This is a genomic window from Streptosporangium lutulentum (assembly GCF_030811455.1).
In the GTDB taxonomy this organism is placed as follows: domain Bacteria; phylum Actinomycetota; class Actinomycetes; order Streptosporangiales; family Streptosporangiaceae; genus Streptosporangium; species Streptosporangium lutulentum.
Window position 1 is genome coordinate 8,235,313 of sequence record NZ_JAUSQU010000001.1, and the last position, 20,468, is coordinate 8,255,780.

The following is a 20,468-nucleotide window of genomic DNA, read 5'->3' on the forward strand; positions in this document are numbered from 1 at the left end:
CTCAGTCCTCCGCCGCGCGGAGGTCGAACGAGCGGAACCTGACCTGGAGGGGATCGGCCGCGTCGGGCGCCGCGTAGACGCCGACGGCCCCTGGACCGTACGGGTCCCGCGTGTCGGCGGTCTCGCTCACCAGCGCGTCGTTGAGCCACATGCTCAGGGCGACCCGCTCGCCCCGCTGCCCGCACCGGGCGACGACGCGGTTGTCGGCCGCCCTCTTCACCTGCACGGGCCCGTACAGGACGGTGCTCCGCCCGCCGTGCCGCTTGGTGATCGAGGCCTTTCCCGAGCCGGTGAGCGAGAACTCGTAGCGGTCGCCGGCGCCCGCGTCGCCCCGGCACCACACGCCGAACTCACCCGATCCCCGCTCCAGCCGGAGCGTGGAGCTGATCACGATGCCCTGGGCGGGCTCGTCCGGGAAAGGAGCCGACTTCCACAGCCGCCAGCCGGGATTGGCGGTCAGCAGGTAGTCCTCACCGTCCTGCTCGGTCCTGCCGCCCTCGGACGCGCCGATGGCCCAGGACCGGGCGAAGTCCGCGTGGTAGGGCAGCTCCGGTGCGACGAGGCGGGCGTAGGCGGCCCATCCGCCCACCAGGATCACCACGAGCGCGGCGGCGCCCGCGATCCACGGCCACCGCCGCCGGGCCCTCGCGGGCCGCGCCCCGGCCACGGCCACGGCAGGCCATGCGGCCGTGGCCGGCCGCTCGGACGGGGCCGGCCACGCGGGTGCGGCCGGTGACTCGGGCGCGGCCGATTGTCCGGGCGAGGCCGGCGGCCCGGGCGCGTCCCGCTGTGTCCGGGGCACGGCCGGTGGCTCGGGCACACCGGTGACGTTCACGGCGGGCCGGACGACCTGGACGGTCGTCGTCGCCGGGGCCGGACGGCCGCCGACCAGTTCGTCCAGCAACCGCTGGGCGCTCGGCCGTCGCGCGGGATCCTTGGCCATGGCGGTCTCGACGACGGCGCGCATGCGCTCGTCGAGCCCGCCGAGGTTCGGTCCCTCGTTGACGATCCGGTAGAGCACCTCGGGCGGCGATCCGCCTCCGAACGGCAACCGTCCCGTGCCGGCGAACGCGATCACTCCACCCCACGCGTAGACGTCGGTCGCGGGCGTCACCGGCTCGCCGCGCACCTGCTCGGGCGCCATGAACGCGGGCGTGCCCAGGATCGACTGGCTGGCCAGGCTCTGGCTGTCGACGAGCTGTGCGATGCCGAAGTCGATCACACGCGGGCCGAGCGGCGACAGCAGCACGTTCGACGGCTTGAGGTCGCGGTGGATCACTCCGGCCCCGTGGATGGCGTGGAGCGCCGTGGCGATCCCGACCGCGAGCGCCTCCAGGTCGGCGCCGGTCAGCGGACCCTGCTCACGTACGGCCTGAGCCAGGTCGGGCCCCTTCACGTACTCCGTGACGAGATAGGCGACGTCATCCTCGATTCCGGCGTCGAGCACGGGAGCGGTGCAGAACCTGGCCACCCTGCGGGCCGCGGTGACCTCACGGTCGAAGCGCCGCCGGAAGGCCGGGTCGCGTGCCAGCTGCGGATGGATCACCTTCACTGCGGCCAGGCCGCCGGCCGGGGTGGTGGCGAGGTGGACGACGCCCATGCCGCCCCGGCCCAGCTCGCGCCTGAGCACATATCCGCCGATCACGTTCATTAAAGTCACCTTACGGTTGAACGTTCGATTCGGGGACAGATGCCTCGATCTCATCACCGCTCACCGCTCACTGCCCGCCGCTCACTGCCCGCCGCTCACCGGGCCGCCGGGTGTTCAAGGGGTTCGCCGGGAGGCCCTCCGAGGCCGGCGCGTTCGAGCCGCGGGCGGGGAGAGGCCCGGTCCGTCGTCCGTGCGGGAGGCCGACGAGACGGGGCGGGCGCCGTTCACGTCGATATCGACTCGGTGAGGTCGTTGAGGCGGGCCAGCATCTGGGCCAGCGACCGCACGTCCTTCTTCGGCCAGGTGGCGAGCAGGGCGTGGAAACGGTCCTGGCGCGCCGATCGCGCGCGGTCGAGCCGTTGCCGCCCCTCGTCGGTCAGGTTCAGGAGATGGGCGCGGCCGTCCAGGGGGTCGGGCTCCCGCTCGATCAGCCCCAGCTCCTCCAGCACCTTCAACTGACGGCTGACGGTCGCCTTGCCGACGCCGAAGTAGGCGGCCAGGTCGCTGGAACGCGCCGGTGCCACATCCCCGATGCGCACCAGGATTCCGTACGCGCCGGGCTCCAGCTCGGGGTGCACCGCGCGCCCCATCTGCGCGGACAGTGCACGAGAACGCCGGAAGAGGACGCCGAGCTGGTGCTCGACCGCGCAGTAGGCTTCGTGCTCGTCGGCAGGGGCCGCTGTCGGCTGTGTCTCGGTCAACATGCTCCTCTCCTTTCGGGTTCGGGTACCGGCGATCACCGGTCGGGTTCGGTTGTGGGTTCGGCCGGCGGCCGCCGGTCGGGTTCGGTCACCGGTGGCCGCCGGGCCACCCGGGCCGGGATCCGGCAGGGCCATGCGGCGGAGCCGGTCGATCCCCCACACAGGGGGAACGGTCAGGTCTGCGGCGGGAGTTCCCCCTGGACAGCCTGGATGTCCAGCTCGACCCTCAGGGTGGCGCCGATCAGTGAGATGCCCGCCTGCACCACCTGGTTGTAGTTCATCGCGAAATCCTCGCGGCGCAACTCGGTGACGGCACGGAACGCGGCACGCAGGCCACCCCAAGGGTCGGGGCTCGTGCCGAGATAGGTCAGGTCGAGATCGACCGACCGCGTGATGCCACTCATGGTCAGGACACCGTACAACGTCCACCGGTCCGGGCCCGCGGCCGACAGCCCGATGCTCCGGTAGGAGATCGTCGGATGCGACTCGACACCGAGGAAGTCCGACGAGCGCAGGTGGTCGTCGCGCGTGCCGTTGCCCGTGTCGATCGACGTCGCGTCGATCTCGGCCACGACGCCGGACGCCTCGGCGGTCGCGCCGACGTCGATCCGGCCGGAGAACGCGGAGAACCGTCCCTGCACGCTGGACAGCCCGAGGTGCTGCGCGACCGCGGACACCTTCGAGTGGGCGGGGTCGACGGTCCACACGCCGGGCGGCGGGAGCTCCACGCCGCCCTGCCGCGCGAGCACGAGAGTGCCCAGCTCGGCGGTGCCGGAGGCGGTCGCGATCGCCGTCGACGCGATGGGCGAGTACCCGGCCGCGGTGACGACGACGGTGTAGACGCCGGGAGCCAGCGGGGCGGTCAGCACCGCGCCCTCGGCGTCCGCCTCGGCCCGCAGGACCTGCCCGCCGTGCGTGTCGGTCACGGTGACGATCGCGTGCCGTACCGCCCAGCCGTCTTTCGTTCGCACCAGGGCATGCAGGCCGCGCCGCTCCGAGGGGGCGCTTTCGGGGGCCTGAGGGCTGGTGTACATGATGATCCTGCTTTCACTCGCTTACTGGGTGGCTGTGCACGGCGTACCGGACGCCTCGTAGCCGGGCACGGGTGCCGGGCCACCGGGTGTCCGGTTCGCGCTCCCGCCTGACGCCGGACCCCGCCGGGCCGATCCCTCTCGCGTGGGCGCGGCCCGGCGTATCCGACGTCATTCCGAATGACCGAGCCAGAGGTCTTGCCCGTCGTCACCCTGACCGGTCAGGCTGAGGGTGCTCGCCACGGGCGGGTACCCGGTGGCGATGACGGTGTACTGGCCGCCCGTGAGGTCGGCGAAGGCGTACTCCCCGTCCGTCCCGGTCGTCGCCGTGCCGACGACGTTGCCCGCCGCGTCGAGCAGCGTGACCCGGGCGTCGGCGAGCGGGCCGTCCCCGTTCTTGACCCGGATCGTGCCGCGGATCCGGGCGCCGGGCAGCAGTTCGACGTCCTGCGTGGTCTGGCCGGTTCCGACCTCGACCGGCACCGCCGCGGGACGGTGGGCGCCGGCGCTGACCGCGAGGGTGTAGGTGCCCGCGACGACCCCACTGAAGGCGAAGGCGCCGTTCACGCCGGTCACGCCGGTGGTGACCACCTCGCCGCGAACGTCCGTCACGATGACCATCGCCTGGGCGACCGGTGCGCCGTTCACGTCACGGACGGTGCCGGTGAGCTTGCCGGAGCCCGTGAGCATCAGGTCGAAATTCAGCGGCTTGTCGCCGACGACCAGGGTCGCGACCTGAGGGTCGTGCTCCCCGGCGGAGGCGATCAGGACGTAGGTGCCGCTGCCGGGAGTCCGCAGGCTGTACGCGCCGTCGGCCTGTGCGACCGCCCGGCCGATCTGGTGGCCTCCCACATCGATCAGGGTGAGGGTGGCGTGGCCCACCGGAGTTCCGTTGTCGTCGCGGATGAAGCCGCGGATCCCGCTGCCGCCGTTTCCGTTCTGCGGTTCCGCCGCGTACGCCATGCCCTGGGTCAGGTCCTGGGCCGTCATGCCGGGGGCCGCCAGACCTCGTGCCGCCAGGCCCGGGGTCTGCATGCCCTGGGGGGCCGGGGTCTGGGCGGCGGCGAAACCGTTGAAGCCGTTCTGATGGCCGGGGCCCGTGGGCACCGGCTCCCGCGGGTCGCGGCCGGCGTGGCCGGCGTGGCGGCCGGGGGTCGCACCGTTGGTCGCACCGTTGACGGAGGGCGCGCCGGCGTCAGCGGGGAGCGGCTCGCTGTTGGAGGTCCGCAGCGGGACCTCCCTGATGAAGAGCACGACGATCAGCGCGAGAAGCGCCAGGGGCGAGCCGTACAGGAACACGTCTCCGACACCGTGGCCGAACGCGTCCTGGACGACCCCGCGGATCGGAACGGGCAGCGCGGAGAGCTTCGGGATCGAGCCGTCGTTCGCGGTACCGCCCTGGATGCCCAGCGCGGCCATGCCGTCCGAGGTGTACTGGGCGACCCGGTTGGCCAGCAGGGCGCCGAGCGCCGCCACGCCGGCCGTGCCGCCGAGCGTGCGGAAGAACGTGACCACCGAGCTGGCGGTGCCCAGCTCCTGGACGCGCACCTGGTTCTGCACGGACAGGACGAGGTTCTGCATGGTCATGCCGACGCCTGAGCCGATGAGGAACATGTAGATCGCGATCTGCCAGTAGTCGGTGTCGGCGCGCAGCGTCGCACCGGTGAGGATGAACCCGGCGGTGAGGGCGACGTTGCCGATGATCAGGAAGATCTTCCAGCGGCCGGTACGGCTGATGATCTGCCCCACGATCGCCGACGACAGAGCCAGCCCGAGGATCATGGGCAGGGTCATGATCCCGGCCATCGTGGGCGTCTCGTTGCGGGCCAGCTGGAAGTACTGGCTGAGGAACGTCGTGACGCCGTACATCCCGACGCCGACGAGCAGGCTGGCCACCACGGCCAGGGTGATCGCCCTGTTGCGGAACAGGCGCAGCGGGACGATGGGTTCGGCGGCCCTCATCTCCACGAGGATGAAGAGCAGCGCCAGCACGATCGCGCCGCCGACCATCGCACCGGTCTGCCATGACAGCCAGTCGTACTTGGTTCCGGCGAAGGAGACCCAGATCAGGATCAGCGAGGTCGCGGCGGAGATCAGTACGGCGCCGCCCCAGTCGATCTTGACCTCGCGCTTGATCACCGGGATTCTGAGGGTCCGCTGCAGGACGATCAGCGCCAGGATGGCGAAGGGCACGCCGACGTAGAAGCACCAGCGCCAGCCGAGCCACGAGGTGTCCACGATGACGCCGCCGATCAGCGGCCCGGCGACGGTGGCGAGGGCGAAGACCGCGCCGAGGTAGCCGGAGTAGCGGCCCCGCTCACGCGGCGAGATCATCGCCGCCATGATGACCTGGACCAGGGCGGTGAGGCCGCCGGCGCCGAGGCCCTGGATGACCCGGGCCGCGATGAGCATGCCGGGGTTCTGGGAGAGACCGGCGATCGCCGAGCCGATCACGAAGATGATCAGGCCGAGCTGGACCAGGAGCTTCTTGCTCACCAGGTCGGCGAGCTTGCCCCAGATGGGGGTGGAGACGGTGGTCGCGAGCAGGGTCGAGGTGATGACCCACGTGTACGTGGTCTCACCCGCGTGCAGGTCGGTGATGATCGTGGGCAGCGCGTTCGACACGACGGTCGACGACAGGATCGCCACGAACAGGCCGAGAAGCAGTCCCGACAGCGCTTCCAGGATCTGCCGATGCGTCATCGGGGCGGCCGGATCAGATGCCGCTTCCCGCGCTTCGGCTGGTACTGCGGTTGTCATCAAAGTCCTTTCACTGTCTGAGCCGTGCGGGGGAGATGCGGGACGCGGGCACGGTGCGCGTCGAAGCTCATGGGGAGCCTGGTGAGAAGGGCCGGAAAACCGATGATCCGGCCGTCGAGGGTCTCGGCGAGGTGACGGCGGGCGTGGGGGAGTGACGCGCCTTTCACGTGTTCACCGTTCGGCGCGTCGTATATGCCGGGAAGGCTCGTCGCGGGGGCGGGGGGCGCCCGGCGGGGCCGCGTGTCTCCAGGCCCGTCGGCCCGTGGCCGATGGGCCGATGGGCCGATCGCGGCTCGACCGGCCGGTACGTGGCTCGCCGCACCCGTGCGGCGTCACGAGGACTCGGGGGCCGGCGAACGGCACATCCCGCGTGACCGTCCTGGTCGCCGCGCCCGTGGCGTTCGGCCGGGCGAGTCGTTCTCCCGTGGTCTTCTCCGATGACATGGCCGCCTCCATCTAGTTGCCTTAGGCAAGTATAATACTTGCCTAAGGCAACTTTATTTGGGATGTGTGGCGCTATGTCTGATCTTGAGCCGGGGCGGTCTGAGGCGCCGGTTGCCCGCAGGGGATGATTCGCGTGACGTTCGGGCGGGCGATCGGAGACGCCGGTCGACGCCGCACTCAACGATCTTCTGGGAACGTCCGTTCAAGGGCTCCGGGCCGGAGGCCCGAGGAGGGGAGCCGTCCTCGGGGCGGCTCCCCTCGCGTGATCTGGGTCAGACCTCGCGGTAGTAGGGGTCGACGACCTCGCCCTCGCCCTTGTCCGCCGAGAAGGTGTAGACCTCGCGGCCCTCGATGAACACCCGGAGCGCGCGGCTCATGATGTCGAGCGGGTCGCCCGACCAGATGACGACGTCGCCGTCCAGTCCCGGCTTCAGCGCTCCGACCCGGTCGTCCAGGCCCATGATCCTGGCAGGGTTCAGCGTGATCGAGCGCAGCGCGACCGTGGCGTCCAGACCCTCCTTGACCGCGAGCGTCGCCTGGTGCACGAGGAAGTGGATCGGCACGACCGGGTGGTCGGTGGTGATCGCCAGCTCGACGCCGGCGCGGGCCAGGATGCCGGGGTTGCGCAGCGACCGCTGGCGCAGCTCCACCTTCGACCTGCTGGTGAGCAGCGGGCCGATGATCACCGGAACGTTCCGCTCGGCGATGACGTCGGCGAGCAGGTGCCCCTCGGTGCCGTGGTTGATCACCAGGCGGTAGCCGAACTCGTCGGCCAGCCGCAGGGCGGTGGCGATGTCGTCGGCCCGGTGCGTGTGCTGGCACCAGGGAACCTCGCCGTCGAGCACCTGGACGAGGATCTCCAGCGTGTTGTCGCGGTCGAACGGCTTGCCCTCACTCTCGGCGTGCGCCCGCTTGGCCTTGTAGTCCTGCGCCTTGACGAACGCGTCGCGGATCACCGCGGCCACGCCCTGCCGGGTGGAGGGCAGCTTCTTCTGGTCGCCGTAGACCCGCTTGGGGTTCTCACCCAGCGCGCTCTTCACGCTCACCGGCTGACGGACCAGCATGTCGTCGACCGTACGGCCCCAGCACTTGACGGCGACCGTCTGCCCGCCGATGGGGTTGCCCGATCCGGGCTTGATGACGGCGGTGGTGACGCCGCCGGACAGGGCGTCCGCGAAGCCCACGTCCGCCGGGTTGATCGCGTCGAGGGCGCGCAGCCGGGCTCCGTTGGGGTCGGTCATCTCGTTGGTGTCCTGGCCGGCCCAGCCCTCGGCCTCCTCGTGGACACCGAGGTGGCCGTGCGCCTCGACGAAACCGGGCAGCACCCACGAGCCGCCCGCGTCGATCGTCGTGACGCCGGCGGGCACCGTGACCTCGGCGTCGGGGGCGACGGCCACGATCTTGCCGTCCTGGATCAGGACGGTGCCGCCGTTGATCGACTCGCCGTCGACAGGTACGACAAATCCATTGGTAATAGCAATGTTCATGGGTTGAAACTTATCGATACCCTCCCGTACCGGTACAAGGGGGCAGACACCCGAAAATGCGGTCTTCTGGATCGAAGAACGCGTCGGACCCCTGGCGCATGCGCTCGTAGTCCACGCGCGGCAGCCGGCGGCGCCGGGCGGCCAGTCCCTCCGCGGTCAGGTGCGCCCGCGGGACAGGGCCGTCGTTCGGCGGCCTCGATGCCGTTGCGCGTGATGTGGCAGACCTCCCCCGCCTCCACCGTGCCCATAACGGGCGACCTCTCCTCGATTTAGGTAAGAACCTTGACAATTAGATTTAACAGAACTTGAATTAAGCCCGACAAGAATTGCCCATGTGGCTTACCGAAATGCCGGCAGGCCTGGTTGTCGTCATGCCCGTGGGCAGGACGGATTCCGCTGTCATTCGGTGATGTCGTCCATCACGAGTAGAGGGCTACCTACATGATCAGGGACAATACGGCGGGCACGATGCGGACGTGGATGAGGCTGACCGCCATGTTCGCCGTCATGCTCGGCCTCACGGCCATCCCGATCCACGGCACCGCGCAGGCATCGGCCGCTCCGAGCTTCAAGGTGCTCGGTCTCTACAGCGGCACCTGGGACGCGGCCCACATCAACTTCGTGCAGGACGCCAACAAGTGGTTTCCCCAGGCCGCCGCGGAGAACAACTTCTCCTACACCTCGACCAATAACTGGAGCCAGCTGAATACGGCCAACCTCCAGCAGTATCAGGTGGTGCTGTTCCTGGACGACCTGCCCCAGACCGCCGCTCAGCGATCGGCGTTCGAGCAGTACGTGCGCAACGGCGGAGGGTGGATGGGATTCCACGTCTCCGCGTTCAACACCGACCCCCAGAGCTGGTCCTGGTACCACAACGAGTTCCTGGGCACCGGGGCGTTCAAGTCCAACACCTGGGGCCCCACCTCGGTCACCCTGCGCACGGAGGGTGGGACCCACCCCTCCACCGCGCGGCTTCCCGCCACCTTCACCTCCTCGATCAGCGAGTGGTACAGCTGGAACAACGATCTGAGGAACAACCCGAACATCAAGATCCTCGGGTCCGTCGACCCGTCGAGCTTCCCCGTCGGAACGGACCCCAACCAGTCCTGGCGTAGCGGCTACTACCCGATCATGTGGACCAACAAGAACTACAAGATGCTCTACGCGAACTTCGGCCACAACGACATGAACTACAGCAACAACACCGGACTGTCGTCCACCTTCTCCAGCGAGGTGCAGAACCGGTTTGTCATCGACGGCCTGAAGTGGCTGGGCGGTGTGACCGCCCCTCCCACCACTCCCCCCACCGATCCCTCGGACCCCATCTCGCCGACCGCCTGGTACACCCTCGTCAACAGCGGAAGCGGCAAGTGCGTGGACGTCCGCGCTGCGGCCGTGACCAGCGGCGCCGCGATCCAGCAGTACGCCTGCAACGGCACCCTCGCCCAGCGGTTCCAGGTCCAGCCGACCAGTGGCGGCTTCGCGCGGATCAACAACCGCAACAACGCCGCCCAGTCCATCGACGTGACCGACGTCTCCCTGGCCGACGGCGCTCCCCTCCAGCAGTGGACGTACGGCGGCGGCAACAACCAGCAGTGGCAGGCGGTCTCCGAAGGCGGCGGCGACTACCACTTCGTCAGCCGCCTCAGCGCCAAGTGCATCAGCGTGCCGAACGCCTCGACGGCCGACAGCGTCCAGCTGGTGCAGCGGACCTGCGACGGCACCTCCGCGCAGTCGTTCCGGCTCACCCGGCAGTCTTAGTCCCGAGCCTCCACAGGAAGGGGGACCATCGCCGGGGGCGGCGATGGTCCCTTCCGTTCGGCCTACCTGAGCATTTCCGGTAGGACGGCGAGGTCCTGAAACCCGATCTTCCTTAGCTCCCTGGCCTTGCCGGTGTGGACGTTCACCGCGTAGAGCTTCGGCGTGAGGCCTGGCTCGGATGATCCGGGTACGGTGCGCAGGGCCACCTCCGTGTCGCTCACCCAGGCGCCCAGGTCGCGGAGGCTCTGCTCCTCCGGGATGTCCTTGACCGGCACCGGCCTTCCGCCGCCGTCGACGGCGTCAAGCACGATGATCTTCCGAGAGAACGGGCCCGTGGTCCGCCCAGAGGCGGCGCCGAGCCTGACAAGGGTGCGCCCATCCGGGCCGAGGGCGCTGAACTGGTATACGGAATCCTTGATGGTGATCGGCTTGTTGCCCAGAACCCAGATTTGAGTGGTCTTGCCGCGCCGCTTCGTCAGCGTGACCGGACTGCCGCCGTCGCCGACGCTCAGGGGAAACCAGTCGGCGCCCAGCGTGGTCGTCCTGCCCGTCTCCATGTCGACCAGGACGCTGGACCACTTGGACCCGTTGTTCCAGCTCGTGTGGATCAGGTGCAGGCCGTCGGGGGACAGGCGCAGGACGTGATTGCCGTCGAGGTCGCCGTCGCCGATCTTGAACGGCGCCTTCCAGATCCGGCCGCTCGCGAGGTCGCGCACCTCGATGGCTCGCTGCTTCTCGCTGTAGTAGGCGATCCGCCGGCCGTCCTGCGTGATCGTCACGGGGCCGATCACGCGCTTGGAGTCCGCGAGCGCGAGGCCCATGGCCTCGGTGAGTTCGTAGGTCGCACCGGAGGAGGTGGACACCCACCACCGGCCGCCGACGCATGCCTTGGAAGTGTCGATCGAGAATCGGCACGGAGAGGAGTAGGCGCGGACCAGCGGGCCGACGCCCTTCTTCGGCAGCGCGGGAACGACCTCGGGGACAGCGGGAACGGCCTCGGGGACAGTCGTGAACACGACGGACCTTTCGGTGCGCGGGGCGCCGTTGACCAGGATGGTCGTGCCGCACGTCACCACGGCCACGGCGGTGGCGACCGCCAGTGCCATCGCGCCCGCGCGCCTGCGCCTCGCACCCCTGATGGCACGTTCGGCCAGATCGATCTGGGGGACCTCGTCGGCGATCCCGTGCAGTTCGTCACGGAGCAGGTTCATAGGTGCACCTCCGTCGGTACGTCGGCGAGCAGGTCGGCCAGGTCGGGAGCCAGGACACGCAGTCGCGAGAGCGCGTGATGGGTCTGGCTCTTGACCGTGCCCGGCGAGCAGCCCATGAGCTGGGCGGTCTCGTGCTGGGTACGGTCTTCGAAGAAGCGCAGGACGAGCACCGCGCGCTGGCGTGGGGTCAGCCTGCCGAGCGCCTGGCGCAGGGCCAGGCGGCGTACGGTCACCTCGTCATGCGAGCGGCCGTGTTCGGGCAGCGCGACGCTCGGTAACTCGACGTGTTTTCGCCTGCGCCACGAGAGGTACTGGTTGACCATTGCCTTGCGGGCGTATGCCTCGCTGTTGCCGTTTCTGGCGAGTTTGGGCCAGTGGGAGGCGACCCTGGTGAGGACCGTTTGCAGCAGATCCTCGGCAAGGTGGGTGTCTCCGGTGAGAAGGTACGCCGTCCGCATCAACGATTGCTGACGGGCGTGAACGAACTCCCGGAACCCCTCATAACGGTCCATGCAATAAACAACTCCGCTGAGGGGGCCGGCGTTGGAAGTGAATGCCGGAAAAGTTTGCGCGAACCCGCCGTGGCCTCGGGACGCCGATCGTGTCCGCTCATCGTCCCTCTTCGCCCGAGATTGACAGGAATTTTTCCTCCTTACTCCCACAGAAACCCGCTAAGTAGGTACAAAAGCGACATTTAGCGTTTAGTGCGACGGTCCGGGAGGTCGTAGGCGCGCATCAACCGATTGGATGAGTCGGTTTCGAGCGTGATGAACGATGTGCGGGGCCGCCGCCCGAGGAGATCCTCGGGGCATGGCAATCATCGAAGTCAACGGGCTGCGCAAGGCCTACGGAGGCAGGCCCGTCGTCGACGGGGTGTCCTTCGCCGTGGACGAAGGGGAGATCTTCGGGATCCTCGGCCCGAACGGCGCGGGCAAGACGACGACCGTCGAGTGCGTCGAGGGGCTGCGCGTGCCCGACGCCGGCACGGTCCGGGTGGCGGGTCTCGACCCGGTCGCCGACCACGAGCGGCTGACCCGGATTCTCGGCGCGCAACTGCAGGAGAGCGAACTGCAGGAGAAGCTCACCGTGCGCGAGGCGCTGGAGCTCTACAGCGCCTTCTACCCCAAGCCGGTCGACTGGCGGCCCCTCGCCGAGCGGCTCGGTCTCACCGACCGGCTCACCGCCCGCTTCGGCAAACTCTCCGGCGGCCAGAAGCAGCGTCTGTTCATCGCGCTGGCCCTCGTCGGCAATCCCAGGGTCGTCGTGCTCGACGAGCTCACCACGGGCCTGGACCCGCGCGCCCGCCGCGACACCTGGAAGCTGATCGAGGACGTACGGGCCTCGGGCGTGACCGTCCTGCTGGTCACCCACTTCATGGAGGAGGCGCAGCACCTGTGCGATCGCGTCGCCGTGGTCAACGCGGGCAGGATCGTCGCCCTGGACGCCCCGGCGGCCCTCATCAGCCGCGCCGCGCACTCGACCGTCATCTCGTTCACGCCCTCGCGGCCGCTCGACGACGGTGAGCTGGCCACGCTCCCCGCGGTCGCCTCCGTGGAGCGCAAGGACGGACGGCTGGTCATCAACGGAACGAACGAGACCGTCAACGCGGTGCTCTCACTGCTCGCGCGGCATGGGATCACCGCTCAGGAACTGCGCGTCGCCGACGCCACGTTGGACTCCGTTTTCCTCGACCTCACCGAACAGGAGGCCTGACATGTCCGCGTCCACCGCCGTGCTGAGGTCCGAGGCGCGGCTCTTCGCCCGCGAGCCCGCGGCGATCTTCTGGGTCGCCGCCTTCCCGACCGTCCTGCTGACGATCCTCGGCCTGATCCCGTCCTTCCGGGAGGCCGGCCCGGAGCTCGGCGGTCTCCGTACCGTCGACCTGTACGTCCCCGTCGTCGTGCTCCTGGCCGTGATCATGGCCGGGCTGCAGGTCCTGCCACCCGTTCTCACCGGCTACCGGGAGCGGGGCATCCTGCGCCGCATGTCGGCCACTCCGGTACGGCCCATGTCGCTGCTGACGGCGCAGATCGTGCTGAACGGCGCGGTCGCCCTGTGCTCGGCGGTCCTCGCGATGGCCGTGGGCCGCATCGCCTTCGGCGTGGCGCTTCCCGAACAGCTCCTCGGCTACGCGCTGGCGTTGATCCTCGCCACGCTCGGCGCGCTCGCGTTCGGAGCGACGATCACCGCGGTCTCACGCACCACGAAGGTCTCCAACGCCATCGGCATGGCGGTCTTCTTTCCGGCGATGTTCACCGCGGGTGTCTACGTGCCGGTCCAGGTCATGCCGGACCTCCTGCAGCGCATCGTCCAGTTCACCCCGTTCGGGGCCGCCTCGCAGGCGCTGAACCAGGCGGCGGCGGGCGACTGGCCCGATTGGTCCCATCTTGGTGTCACCGCACTGTGGACTGTGATTCTGGTCGCCGTCGCGGCACGCTGGTTCCGGTGGGAGTAGCGGGAGACATCGGGAAGAGGGAAGACCGGCACATGGCGAGTGACGAGAAGGTCGCGAACTGGGGAGACCGGTTCTTCCACTGGGGCCCGTACGCCCTGCTGGGCCTCGCCACGCTGATCTCGGCCATCTCCGGCGATCTGCTGATGACCCAGGACGAGAAGCACGCGGCCTGGATCCTCGTCCCGGCCGCACTCGCCCTGCAACTGTGGTGGAGCAGGATCGGTCCCGGCCTGCCCGAGTACGGCGCGGTGGGCCGGGTCTACTACATCGTGCGGCTCGTGCTCGGGTTCGTGCTCACCTGGCTGAACCCGTTCTTCGCGATCTACGCCGTGCTCGGCTACTTCGACGCCGACCGTCTGCTGTCGCGCCGGTATATGTACATCGGAATGTTCGCCACCGCCGTGACCATGGCGGGCTCGCAGTCCGGCGGGCTGCCGTTCGCCGACAGCACACAGGGGGCCGCCTTCGGCGTGCTCCTCGCGCTCAACATCTCGATCACCTTCGTCTTCGGCAACATCGGGGTCCAGGAGGCCGAGAACGCCAGGGCCAAGGCCGCCACCATCACGGAGCTGGAGCTGGCCAACGCCCGTCTCGAACAGGCGCTGACGGAGAACGCGGGGCTACAGGCCCAACTGCTCGTCCAGGCCCGCGAGGCGGGCGTCAACGACGAACGCAGGCGCCTGGCCGCCGAGATCCACGACACCCTCGCGCAGGGGCTGGCCGGCATCATCACCCAGCTCCAGGCCGCCACCGACAACACCGACCTCGCGGTCGCCCGCAACCACGTCGAGCGCGCCGCGGCCCTCGCCCGCCACGGCCTGGGGGAGGCCCGCCGCTCGGTCCAGGACCTCGGCCCCGGGGCGCTGGAGCACGACACGCTCCCCGACGCCCTGAAGAACCTCGTCGAGACGTGGTCGGTCTCGACGGGCGTGCGGGCCGAGTTCACCGTCACCGGCACCGTCGAGCCGCTGCACAACGAGATCGAGGCCACCGTGCTCCGCATCGCCCAGGAGACGCTCGCCAACGCGGACCGGCACGCCCGAGCCACACGGGTCGGCGTCACCCTCTCCTACATGGACGACGAGCTGAGCCTGGACGTCCGCGACGACGGCCGGGGCTTCGACCCGCACGCGCCGGGCGAGCGCGGGATCTCCCGGGGTTTCGGCCTCGGCGGCATGCGCGCCCGCGCCGAACGCGTCGCGGGGACCCTCGACATCGAATCCGGGCCGGGACGTGGCACGGCCGTCTCGGCTCGCGTACCGTTGGTGCGCCATGGCTGAGCGAGGCGTCACCCTGCTGATCGTCGACGACCATCCCGTCGTCCGCGACGGGCTGCGCGGCATGTTCGCCACGTCCCCCGACTTCGAGGTCCTGGGCGAGGCCGCGGACGGAGCCGAGGCGGTCGTGCTCGCCGAGCTCCTCGACCCCGACGTGGTCCTGATGGACCTGCGGATGCCGGGCGCGGGCGGGGTCGACGCGATCGCCGAGCTGACCCGCCGTGGCCTGCGCTGCAAGGTGCTCGTGCTCACCACGTACGACACCGACTCCGACACCCTCCCCGCGATCGAGGCGGGGGCCACCGGCTACCTGCTCAAGGACGCGCCGCGTGACGAGCTCTTCACGGCCGTGCGGGCGGCGGCCGAGGGCAGGACGGTGCTGTCGCCCGCCATCGCCTCACGCCTGGTCTCGCACGTGAGGACGCCGGGCAACGAACCGCTCAGCGCCCGGGAGCGTGAGGTGCTCGTGCTCGTCGCCAAGGGCACCTCGAACCGGGAGATCGCCACCGTACTGTTCATCAGCGAGGCGACCGTCAAAACCCACCTCACCCACCTCTACGGCAAGCTGGGCGTCAAGGACCGGGCCGCGGCCGTCGCGGTCGCCTACGACCGCGGCATCCTCGGCTGACCCTCACCGGCCGGCGGACCGCCGGCGCGCGCACTCGGCGGGGCGCTCCCGGAGTGGCGCGTCTCGGCGGGCCGTGACCACCGGGCGCGGGAGGTCGTCGATCAGGGTGAGGAGCGACCTCCGTCGTCCCGGCGTACGTCGGAACGGAATGCCCGGCGGGTTTCAGAACAGGATGTCCAGCAGGCCGCCCCTTCTGGGCTTCTCGGTGGGGGCCGGTTCGCTCGCGGAGGTCGGCTCCTGGGTCGGGGTGGGCTCTTCGGCCGGAGTGGAGCTCTCGGCCGGACGGGTCGGCGAGGGCGTGGGCCTGGCCTGGCGCTCCGGGGAGGTCTCCGTCTGGGGGTTCAGGTTCTGGGAGGTGTCCTCTTCCTGTGACTGCGAGGACCTGGGGCTCGGCCTCCTCGTGGGAACGCTGCTGCGGGTCGCCGTCGGACGGGCGTCCGGGGTGGCGGTCCGCCGGGCGTGGGGGACCGTCGTCGGCGTGACGGTCGTGGTCGGCTCGACGACCGGTTCCGGGTTCTCCCCGGGGTCGGTGATCGGCTGCTCCGAAGACGAGTCCGGCTGTTCCGCCGTCGTGCAGTGGGCGCCGGACGAGCATGAGGTGCCGGGAGCCGAGCCGGTGGAGGCGGACATCATCCATCCGCTCGCGACCCCGACGGTCACGATCACGCCGACGGCCGCCAGGAGCAGCTTGCTCCTGCGCCTGCCCTTGCGGCGCCGGTCGTCCTCGGGGTCGGGCTCCTCTCTCCACCCCGCCCCGAGGAAACCGCGCGCCTGGGTGGTCTCCCGGGAGGAGCGCCCGTCCACCGTGCCGAACTCCGCGGTGTCCCGGTACCCGTCGAGGTGAACGATCTTCCGGGACCCGTCGGGGCTGATGATCTCCCGGGACCCGTCAAGGTGGAGGATCACCCGGTCGCCGGGGTTCGTGAGGGGTTCCTGGGCGGGTTCCTGGCTCCATCCCTCCGACAGCATGTCGCCCTTGGGGCCGCCGGCCCCTCGCGGCGGCTCGGGCCCGAGCGGGCCCGTCTGCTCGCCGAGGCTCTCTTCGTATGGTTCCTGAATACCGTCGCGCCCCACGATGAACCTCTCTGACGTAAATCTGGTCGGGCATCTTACTAGCAGACTCGACAGTGATTTGTCCGAAAAGTTCACTCACTAATGAGGGTCGTACGGCTTTTCCGGCTCCAAAACGGGCGCGATCCGGCCGTCATCGGGTGGCGGGGGGATGGTTCACAGCATCTCCAGCGGTCGTGGTCCGGGCGGTGGCGGGAACATCGCGCCCAGCTCGCTGAGATCCTCCTCGGTGAGCCGGATGTCCAGGGCCGCCCGGTTCTGCCGTACGTGCTCCGGCGTCCCCGCCTTGGGGAGGGCGATGACATCGTCGTCGCGCAGCACCCAGGCGAGGGCCACCTGGACGGGGGTCGCCCGATGCCGGGCGGCCGCCGCGTCGAGCGTGGGGTGGCCGATCAGCCGGCCCTGCTCGATCGGCGAGTAGGCCATGACCGGAAAGCCGCGCTCGCGGCACCAGGGCAGCAGGTCGTACTCGATGCCGCGCCGGGCGAGGTTGTAGAGGACCTGGTCGGTCTGTACGGCGTTCCCGCAGGGGAGGGCCGCGAGCTCCTCCATGTCCGGGAGGTCGAAGTTGCTCACGCCCCAGCACCGGATGTCGCCCCGGGCCGTCAGCTTCTCGAAGGCCGCCAGCGTCTCCTCCAGCGGGGTGGGTCCTCGCCAGTGCAGCAGGTAGAGGTCGAGCCAGTCGGTCCCGAGGCGGCGCAGGCTGTTCTCGCAGGCGTTGATCGTGCCTTCGGTCGTGGCGTGGTGCGGCAGGACCTTGCTGACGAGGAAGACCTCGTCGCGGAGGCCGGCGATCGCCTCGCCGACGAGCCGCTCCGCGTCGCCGCCGCCGTACATCTCGGCGGTGTCGATCAACGTCATGCCGAGCTCCAGCCCCAGGCGCAGCGTCAGGATCTCCTCCTCCCGGAGCGAGGGATCCTCTGCCATGTGCCAGGTGCCCTGGCCGAGAGCCATGACTTCCTCCCCGAACGGAAGTTTGATCATGTGCATGACAGACCTCCTGAGGGTCGACTCCCTGCCAGGCTACGCCCTCCGTCGAGACCGATTTGTTATCTGGAGGGGCTCTCCGGGGGGCAGCCGATTCGATCAGCGCTGAGCGTGCCTGAATGGGACTGCGGGGTAGAAACGTCACATGACAGTCGATCCGTCGATGGGTGCCCTCTGCGGCTCCTCGCCCTTTCCTCCGATCGGGGACTACGGCTTCCTGTCCGACTGCGAAGCCAGCGCCCTGGTCGCGCCGAGCGGGAACGTCGAGTGGTTGTGCCTGCCCCGGATGGACTCGCCCAGCGTGTTCGCCGCGATCCTCGACCGGGACGCCGGAGGCTTCCGGGTCGGTCCCGCCGACACCAGGGTCCCGGCCGCGCGCCGCTACATACCGGGCACCATGGTGCTGGAGACGAGCTGGGGCACGCCGACCGGCTGGATCATCGTGCGCGACCTGCTGGTCATAGGCCCCTGGCACCACGAGGAGGAGCTCTCCAAGACCCACAGGAGGGCGCCGACCGACTACGACGCCTCCCACGTGCTGCTGCGCACGGTGCGCTGCGTCAGCGGGGAGGTGCAGGTCGCGCTGGACTGCGAGCCGATGTTCGACTACGGGCGCAAACCGGCCCGCTGGACCTACACGGAGCGGGGCTACCACCAGGGCCTCGCGGTGGCGGACGGGCAGGCGCTGGAGCTCATGCTCACCACCGACATGCGGCTGGGATTCGAAGGCGGGCGGGCGACGGCGCGCACCATGCTGCGAGAGGGGGACACCCGCTTCTGCGCGCTGTCCTGGACCACGCACGAGCCGCCCTACACCTTCAAGGACGCGTACGACCGGCTCGTGTGGACCGCCCACCACTGGCAGCACTGGCTTGCCAGAGGCAACTTCCCCGACCATCCCTGGCGCGGTTTCCTGGAACGCAGCGCCCTCACGCTCAAAGGGCTGACCTTCGCCCCGACGGGCGCGCTCGTCGCGGCGGCGACGACCTCACTGCCCGAGGTGCCGGGCGGAAGCCGCAACTGGGACTACCGCTACAGCTGGATCCGGGACTCGACCTTCACCCTCTGGGCCCTGTACACGCTCGGGTTCGACTGGGAGGCCGACGACTTCTTCTGGTTCATCGCCGACATCGCGGAGAGGGACGAGGAACTGCAGATCATGTACGGCGTCGACGGCGAGCGTGTCCTGGAGGAGCGCATCCTCGATCACCTCGACGGGTACGAGGGGGCCAAGCCCGTCCGGGTCGGCAACGACGCCTACCGCCACCGCCAGAACGACCTCTGGGGAGCGGTCCTCGACTCCTTCTACATCCACACACGATCCCGGGACCGTCTGGACGAGCGGATCTGGCCGGTGCTGAGGCGTCAGGTCGAGACGGCCCTCAAATACTGGCGGGAGCCCGACCGCGGGATATGGGAAGTGCGCGGCGAACCCCGGCACTTCACCTCGTCGAAGGTCATGTGCTGGGTGGCGGCCGACCGGGGCGCGCGACTCGCCAGGCTCCGCCAGGAACTGGATCTGGCCGCCCGATGGCAGGCGGCCGCCGACGAGATCCACGCCGACGTCTGCGCGAACGGCGTCAGCGAGCGCGGTGTCTTCAGGCAGCACTACGGCACCGACGCCCTCGACGCGTCGCTCCTGCTCATCCCGCTGGTGCGCTTCCTGCCGCCGACCGATCCCAGAATCCGCGCCACCGTCTTCGCCGTCGCCGACGAGCTGACCGTCGACGATCTGGTCCTGCGCTACAGGCCGAAGGACACCGACGACGGTGTGGCCGGAGAAGGGGAGGAGAGCACCTTCACGATCTGCTCGTTCTGGCTCGTCTCGGCGCTGACGGAACTGGGGGAGTACGCCCGCGCCCACAGGCTCTGCGAGAAGGTCCTCTCCTTCGCCAGCCCCCTCGGTCTCTACGCCGAGGAGATCGACCCTCTCAGCGGGCGCCACCTGGGAAACTTCCCCCAGGCTTTCACCCATCTCGCCCTCATCAACGCGGTCATCCACATCATCCGGGCCGAACGAGGTCTACTGATCACATCCGGGTGGCCGGAGAAGCCGTGACGGCGCGCGGGCGGACCGGCTCGCGCGAGGTGTTTCGCCGGCGCCCCTCATCCGGGGCCGCTCGCTAGGCTCCGGATTATGAACCATCGACTGATTGCCATAGTGGTGCTCATCGGCCTCATCGGAACGAGTGGTCTCGCTGTGGTCGTGGCGTGGGGAATGTCCGGCTGATCCGCCGGATCCACACCGGCGGACGGCCTATCCGCTGAGTCCACGCCGGCGGCGACATGACACGGGGTCGCCGGGCCGACGGCCGATGGGAGGCGGAGCTGTCGTGTGTGCCTCCGGCCGACGACAACCCCCGACCACCTACGGGGTTTCTCTCAGGCGCCCGTCAGCACGCTCTGGTTCACGGGCTGGCCCATGGGCTGCTGCTCGCCCTGCTGCGGCTGCCTGTGCGCGCTCTGCTCCACGGCCTGCGCCGCGGGCTGCTGCGCGGAGGGAGGACAGCTGCAGTATCCGTTGCTCAGGATCAGGCGCCCTCGCTGAGTGGTGTAGGTGCGAGAGTCGGTGGCGGGCAGAACGCCCGTGCAGGTATGGCACACAACAGACTGGTGATCCATGGGCCGGCTTCCTTCCTAGAGGGTAGCCGTCGAACGCTTCTGGGTCCGGCCGGCTGGCTGCTCTTCCCCCGAAAGAGAGAGGTGAATCTCCCGATCGAGACTTCTACCTTACTTCGTAGCATAGGGTGATCATTGGGCAACGCGAAGTGACAGATGTGAGGCTTGGTGATGCTGGTTCTTACCGTCTCATGCCGAGCGGGCCGACGATAGCCGTTGCCTCTCTCCCGCTCGTTCCGCGTCGTCGGGTCCTCCCGACGTCCTGGTCGGCGACCGGAACCCGTCCATCGTGCTCCAGTCGTACTCGTGCGCGGGGGTATTTCATTGTTTACGCGCCTTGGAATCTAGACCGCTCCAAGGGTACACATGATCGAAAACCGTGGTC

The 20,468-nt window shown here is 69.4% G+C and carries 16 protein-coding genes; 6 read left to right on the forward strand and 10 right to left on the reverse strand.

Going from position 1 to position 20,468, the window contains the following annotated elements; genetic code table 11:
* Position 1: 1 nt before the first annotated feature.
* The 5 genes from J2853_RS37195 to J2853_RS37215 form a co-directional block, all read right to left on the reverse strand.
* The gene (locus tag J2853_RS37195; RefSeq protein WP_307565634.1) at positions 2-1,651 is read right to left on the reverse strand and encodes a serine/threonine-protein kinase; all 1,650 of its coding nucleotides are present in this window, start codon (positions 1,649-1,651) and stop codon (positions 2-4) included.
* A 224-nt stretch (positions 1,652-1,875) separates the two neighbouring features.
* A complete protein-coding gene (locus J2853_RS37200; RefSeq protein ID WP_307565635.1) occupies positions 1,876-2,355 on the reverse strand; it encodes a MarR family winged helix-turn-helix transcriptional regulator in 480 nt (159 codons plus the stop codon).
* A gap of 170 nt (positions 2,356-2,525) precedes the next feature.
* Complete coding sequence (locus J2853_RS37205) at positions 2,526-3,386, reverse strand: YceI family protein (RefSeq protein WP_307565636.1); 861 nt, start codon at positions 3,384-3,386, stop codon at positions 2,526-2,528.
* A 168-nt stretch (positions 3,387-3,554) separates the two neighbouring features.
* Entirely contained in the window at positions 3,555-6,086 is a 2,532-nt protein-coding gene (locus J2853_RS37210) for an MFS transporter (RefSeq protein ID WP_307565638.1), read from the reverse strand.
* Positions 6,087-6,859: 773 nt separating this feature from the next.
* A complete protein-coding gene (locus J2853_RS37215) occupies positions 6,860-8,074 on the reverse strand; it encodes an amidohydrolase (protein WP_307565639.1) in 1,215 nt (404 codons plus the stop codon).
* Positions 8,075-8,515: 441 nt separating this feature from the next.
* Here J2853_RS37215 and J2853_RS37220 point away from each other — a divergent pair, with 441 nt between their 5' ends.
* Positions 8,516-9,835, forward strand: a complete 1,320-nt coding sequence (locus J2853_RS37220) for a ThuA domain-containing protein (RefSeq protein ID WP_307565641.1) — start codon at positions 8,516-8,518, stop codon at positions 9,833-9,835.
* Between the two features lie 62 nt (positions 9,836-9,897).
* Here J2853_RS37220 and J2853_RS37225 read toward each other — a convergent pair whose 3' ends face one another.
* The gene (locus tag J2853_RS37225) at positions 9,898-11,046 is read right to left on the reverse strand and encodes a hypothetical protein (protein WP_307565643.1); all 1,149 of its coding nucleotides are present in this window, start codon (positions 11,044-11,046) and stop codon (positions 9,898-9,900) included.
* Positions 11,043-11,558 (reverse strand): SigE family RNA polymerase sigma factor, encoded by a 516-nt coding sequence (locus tag J2853_RS37230; protein WP_307565645.1) that lies wholly within the window; start codon positions 11,556-11,558, stop codon positions 11,043-11,045. The genes J2853_RS37225 and J2853_RS37230 overlap by 4 nt, the downstream gene beginning before the upstream one ends.
* Before the next feature lie 298 nt (positions 11,559-11,856).
* Here J2853_RS37230 and J2853_RS37235 point away from each other — a divergent pair, with 298 nt between their 5' ends.
* From J2853_RS37235 to J2853_RS37250, 4 genes are read left to right on the forward strand one after another with little or no spacing between them, the layout of a single operon-like run.
* Positions 11,857-12,759 (forward strand): ABC transporter ATP-binding protein, encoded by a 903-nt coding sequence (locus J2853_RS37235; RefSeq protein ID WP_307565647.1) that lies wholly within the window; start codon positions 11,857-11,859, stop codon positions 12,757-12,759.
* 1 nt (position 12,760) lies between these two features.
* Positions 12,761-13,501 (forward strand): ABC transporter permease, encoded by a 741-nt coding sequence (locus J2853_RS37240; protein ID WP_307565649.1) that lies wholly within the window; start codon positions 12,761-12,763, stop codon positions 13,499-13,501.
* A 32-nt stretch (positions 13,502-13,533) separates the two neighbouring features.
* Entirely contained in the window at positions 13,534-14,781 is a 1,248-nt protein-coding gene (locus tag J2853_RS37245) for a sensor histidine kinase (RefSeq protein WP_307565651.1), read from the forward strand.
* Positions 14,774-15,406 (forward strand): response regulator, encoded by a 633-nt coding sequence (locus J2853_RS37250; RefSeq protein ID WP_307565652.1) that lies wholly within the window; start codon positions 14,774-14,776, stop codon positions 15,404-15,406. Before J2853_RS37245 ends, J2853_RS37250 begins: the two co-directional genes overlap by 8 nt.
* A 162-nt stretch (positions 15,407-15,568) precedes the next feature.
* Here the strand turns inward: J2853_RS37250 and J2853_RS37255 are convergent, their stop codons facing one another.
* Both J2853_RS37255 and J2853_RS37260 read right to left on the reverse strand, forming a co-directional pair.
* On the reverse strand, positions 15,569-16,480 hold the full coding sequence (locus J2853_RS37255) for a hypothetical protein (protein ID WP_307565654.1): 912 nt from the start codon (positions 16,478-16,480) through the stop codon (positions 15,569-15,571).
* 153 nt (positions 16,481-16,633) lie between these two features.
* Complete coding sequence (locus tag J2853_RS37260) at positions 16,634-17,467, reverse strand: aldo/keto reductase (RefSeq protein WP_307565656.1); 834 nt, start codon at positions 17,465-17,467, stop codon at positions 16,634-16,636.
* 142 nt (positions 17,468-17,609) lie between these two features.
* Here J2853_RS37260 and J2853_RS37265 point away from each other — a divergent pair, with 142 nt between their 5' ends.
* The gene (locus tag J2853_RS37265; protein ID WP_307565658.1) at positions 17,610-19,523 is read left to right on the forward strand and encodes a glycoside hydrolase family 15 protein; all 1,914 of its coding nucleotides are present in this window, start codon (positions 17,610-17,612) and stop codon (positions 19,521-19,523) included.
* Positions 19,524-19,846: 323 nt separating this feature from the next.
* On the opposite strand, the gene J2853_RS37270 is transcribed toward J2853_RS37265, so the two are convergent.
* On the reverse strand, positions 19,847-20,086 hold the full coding sequence (locus J2853_RS37270) for a hypothetical protein (RefSeq protein WP_307565660.1): 240 nt from the start codon (positions 20,084-20,086) through the stop codon (positions 19,847-19,849).
* Between the last annotated feature and the right edge of the window lie 382 nt (positions 20,087-20,468).

Excerpts from the sequence above, each read along its gene's own strand:
- J2853_RS37250 (WP_307565652.1), top strand. The coding sequence starts at position 14,774 with ATGGCTGAGCGAGGCGTCACCCTGCTGATCGTCGACGACCATCCCGTC.
- J2853_RS37235 (WP_307565647.1), top strand. The coding sequence starts at position 11,857 with ATGGCAATCATCGAAGTCAACGGGCTGCGCAAGGCCTACGGAGGCAGG.
- J2853_RS37245 (WP_307565651.1), top strand. The coding sequence starts at position 13,534 with ATGGCGAGTGACGAGAAGGTCGCGAACTGGGGAGACCGGTTCTTCCAC.
- J2853_RS37260 (WP_307565656.1), bottom strand. The coding sequence starts at position 17,467 with ATGCACATGATCAAACTTCCGTTCGGGGAGGAAGTCATGGCTCTCGGC.
- J2853_RS37265 (WP_307565658.1), top strand. The coding sequence starts at position 17,610 with ATGACAGTCGATCCGTCGATGGGTGCCCTCTGCGGCTCCTCGCCCTTT.
- J2853_RS37225 (WP_307565643.1), bottom strand. The coding sequence starts at position 11,046 with ATGAACCTGCTCCGTGACGAACTGCACGGGATCGCCGACGAGGTCCCC.
- J2853_RS37205 (WP_307565636.1), bottom strand. The coding sequence starts at position 3,386 with ATGTACACCAGCCCTCAGGCCCCCGAAAGCGCCCCCTCGGAGCGGCGC.
- J2853_RS37215 (WP_307565639.1), bottom strand. The coding sequence starts at position 8,074 with ATGAACATTGCTATTACCAATGGATTTGTCGTACCTGTCGACGGCGAG.
- J2853_RS37195 (WP_307565634.1), bottom strand. The coding sequence starts at position 1,651 with ATGAACGTGATCGGCGGATATGTGCTCAGGCGCGAGCTGGGCCGGGGC.
- J2853_RS37270 (WP_307565660.1), bottom strand. The coding sequence starts at position 20,086 with ATGGATCACCAGTCTGTTGTGTGCCATACCTGCACGGGCGTTCTGCCC.
- J2853_RS37240 (WP_307565649.1), top strand. The coding sequence starts at position 12,761 with ATGTCCGCGTCCACCGCCGTGCTGAGGTCCGAGGCGCGGCTCTTCGCC.
- J2853_RS37230 (WP_307565645.1), bottom strand. The coding sequence starts at position 11,558 with ATGGACCGTTATGAGGGGTTCCGGGAGTTCGTTCACGCCCGTCAGCAA.
- J2853_RS37200 (WP_307565635.1), bottom strand. The coding sequence starts at position 2,355 with ATGTTGACCGAGACACAGCCGACAGCGGCCCCTGCCGACGAGCACGAA.
- J2853_RS37220 (WP_307565641.1), top strand. The coding sequence starts at position 8,516 with ATGATCAGGGACAATACGGCGGGCACGATGCGGACGTGGATGAGGCTG.
- J2853_RS37210 (WP_307565638.1), bottom strand. The coding sequence starts at position 6,086 with ATGACGCATCGGCAGATCCTGGAAGCGCTGTCGGGACTGCTTCTCGGC.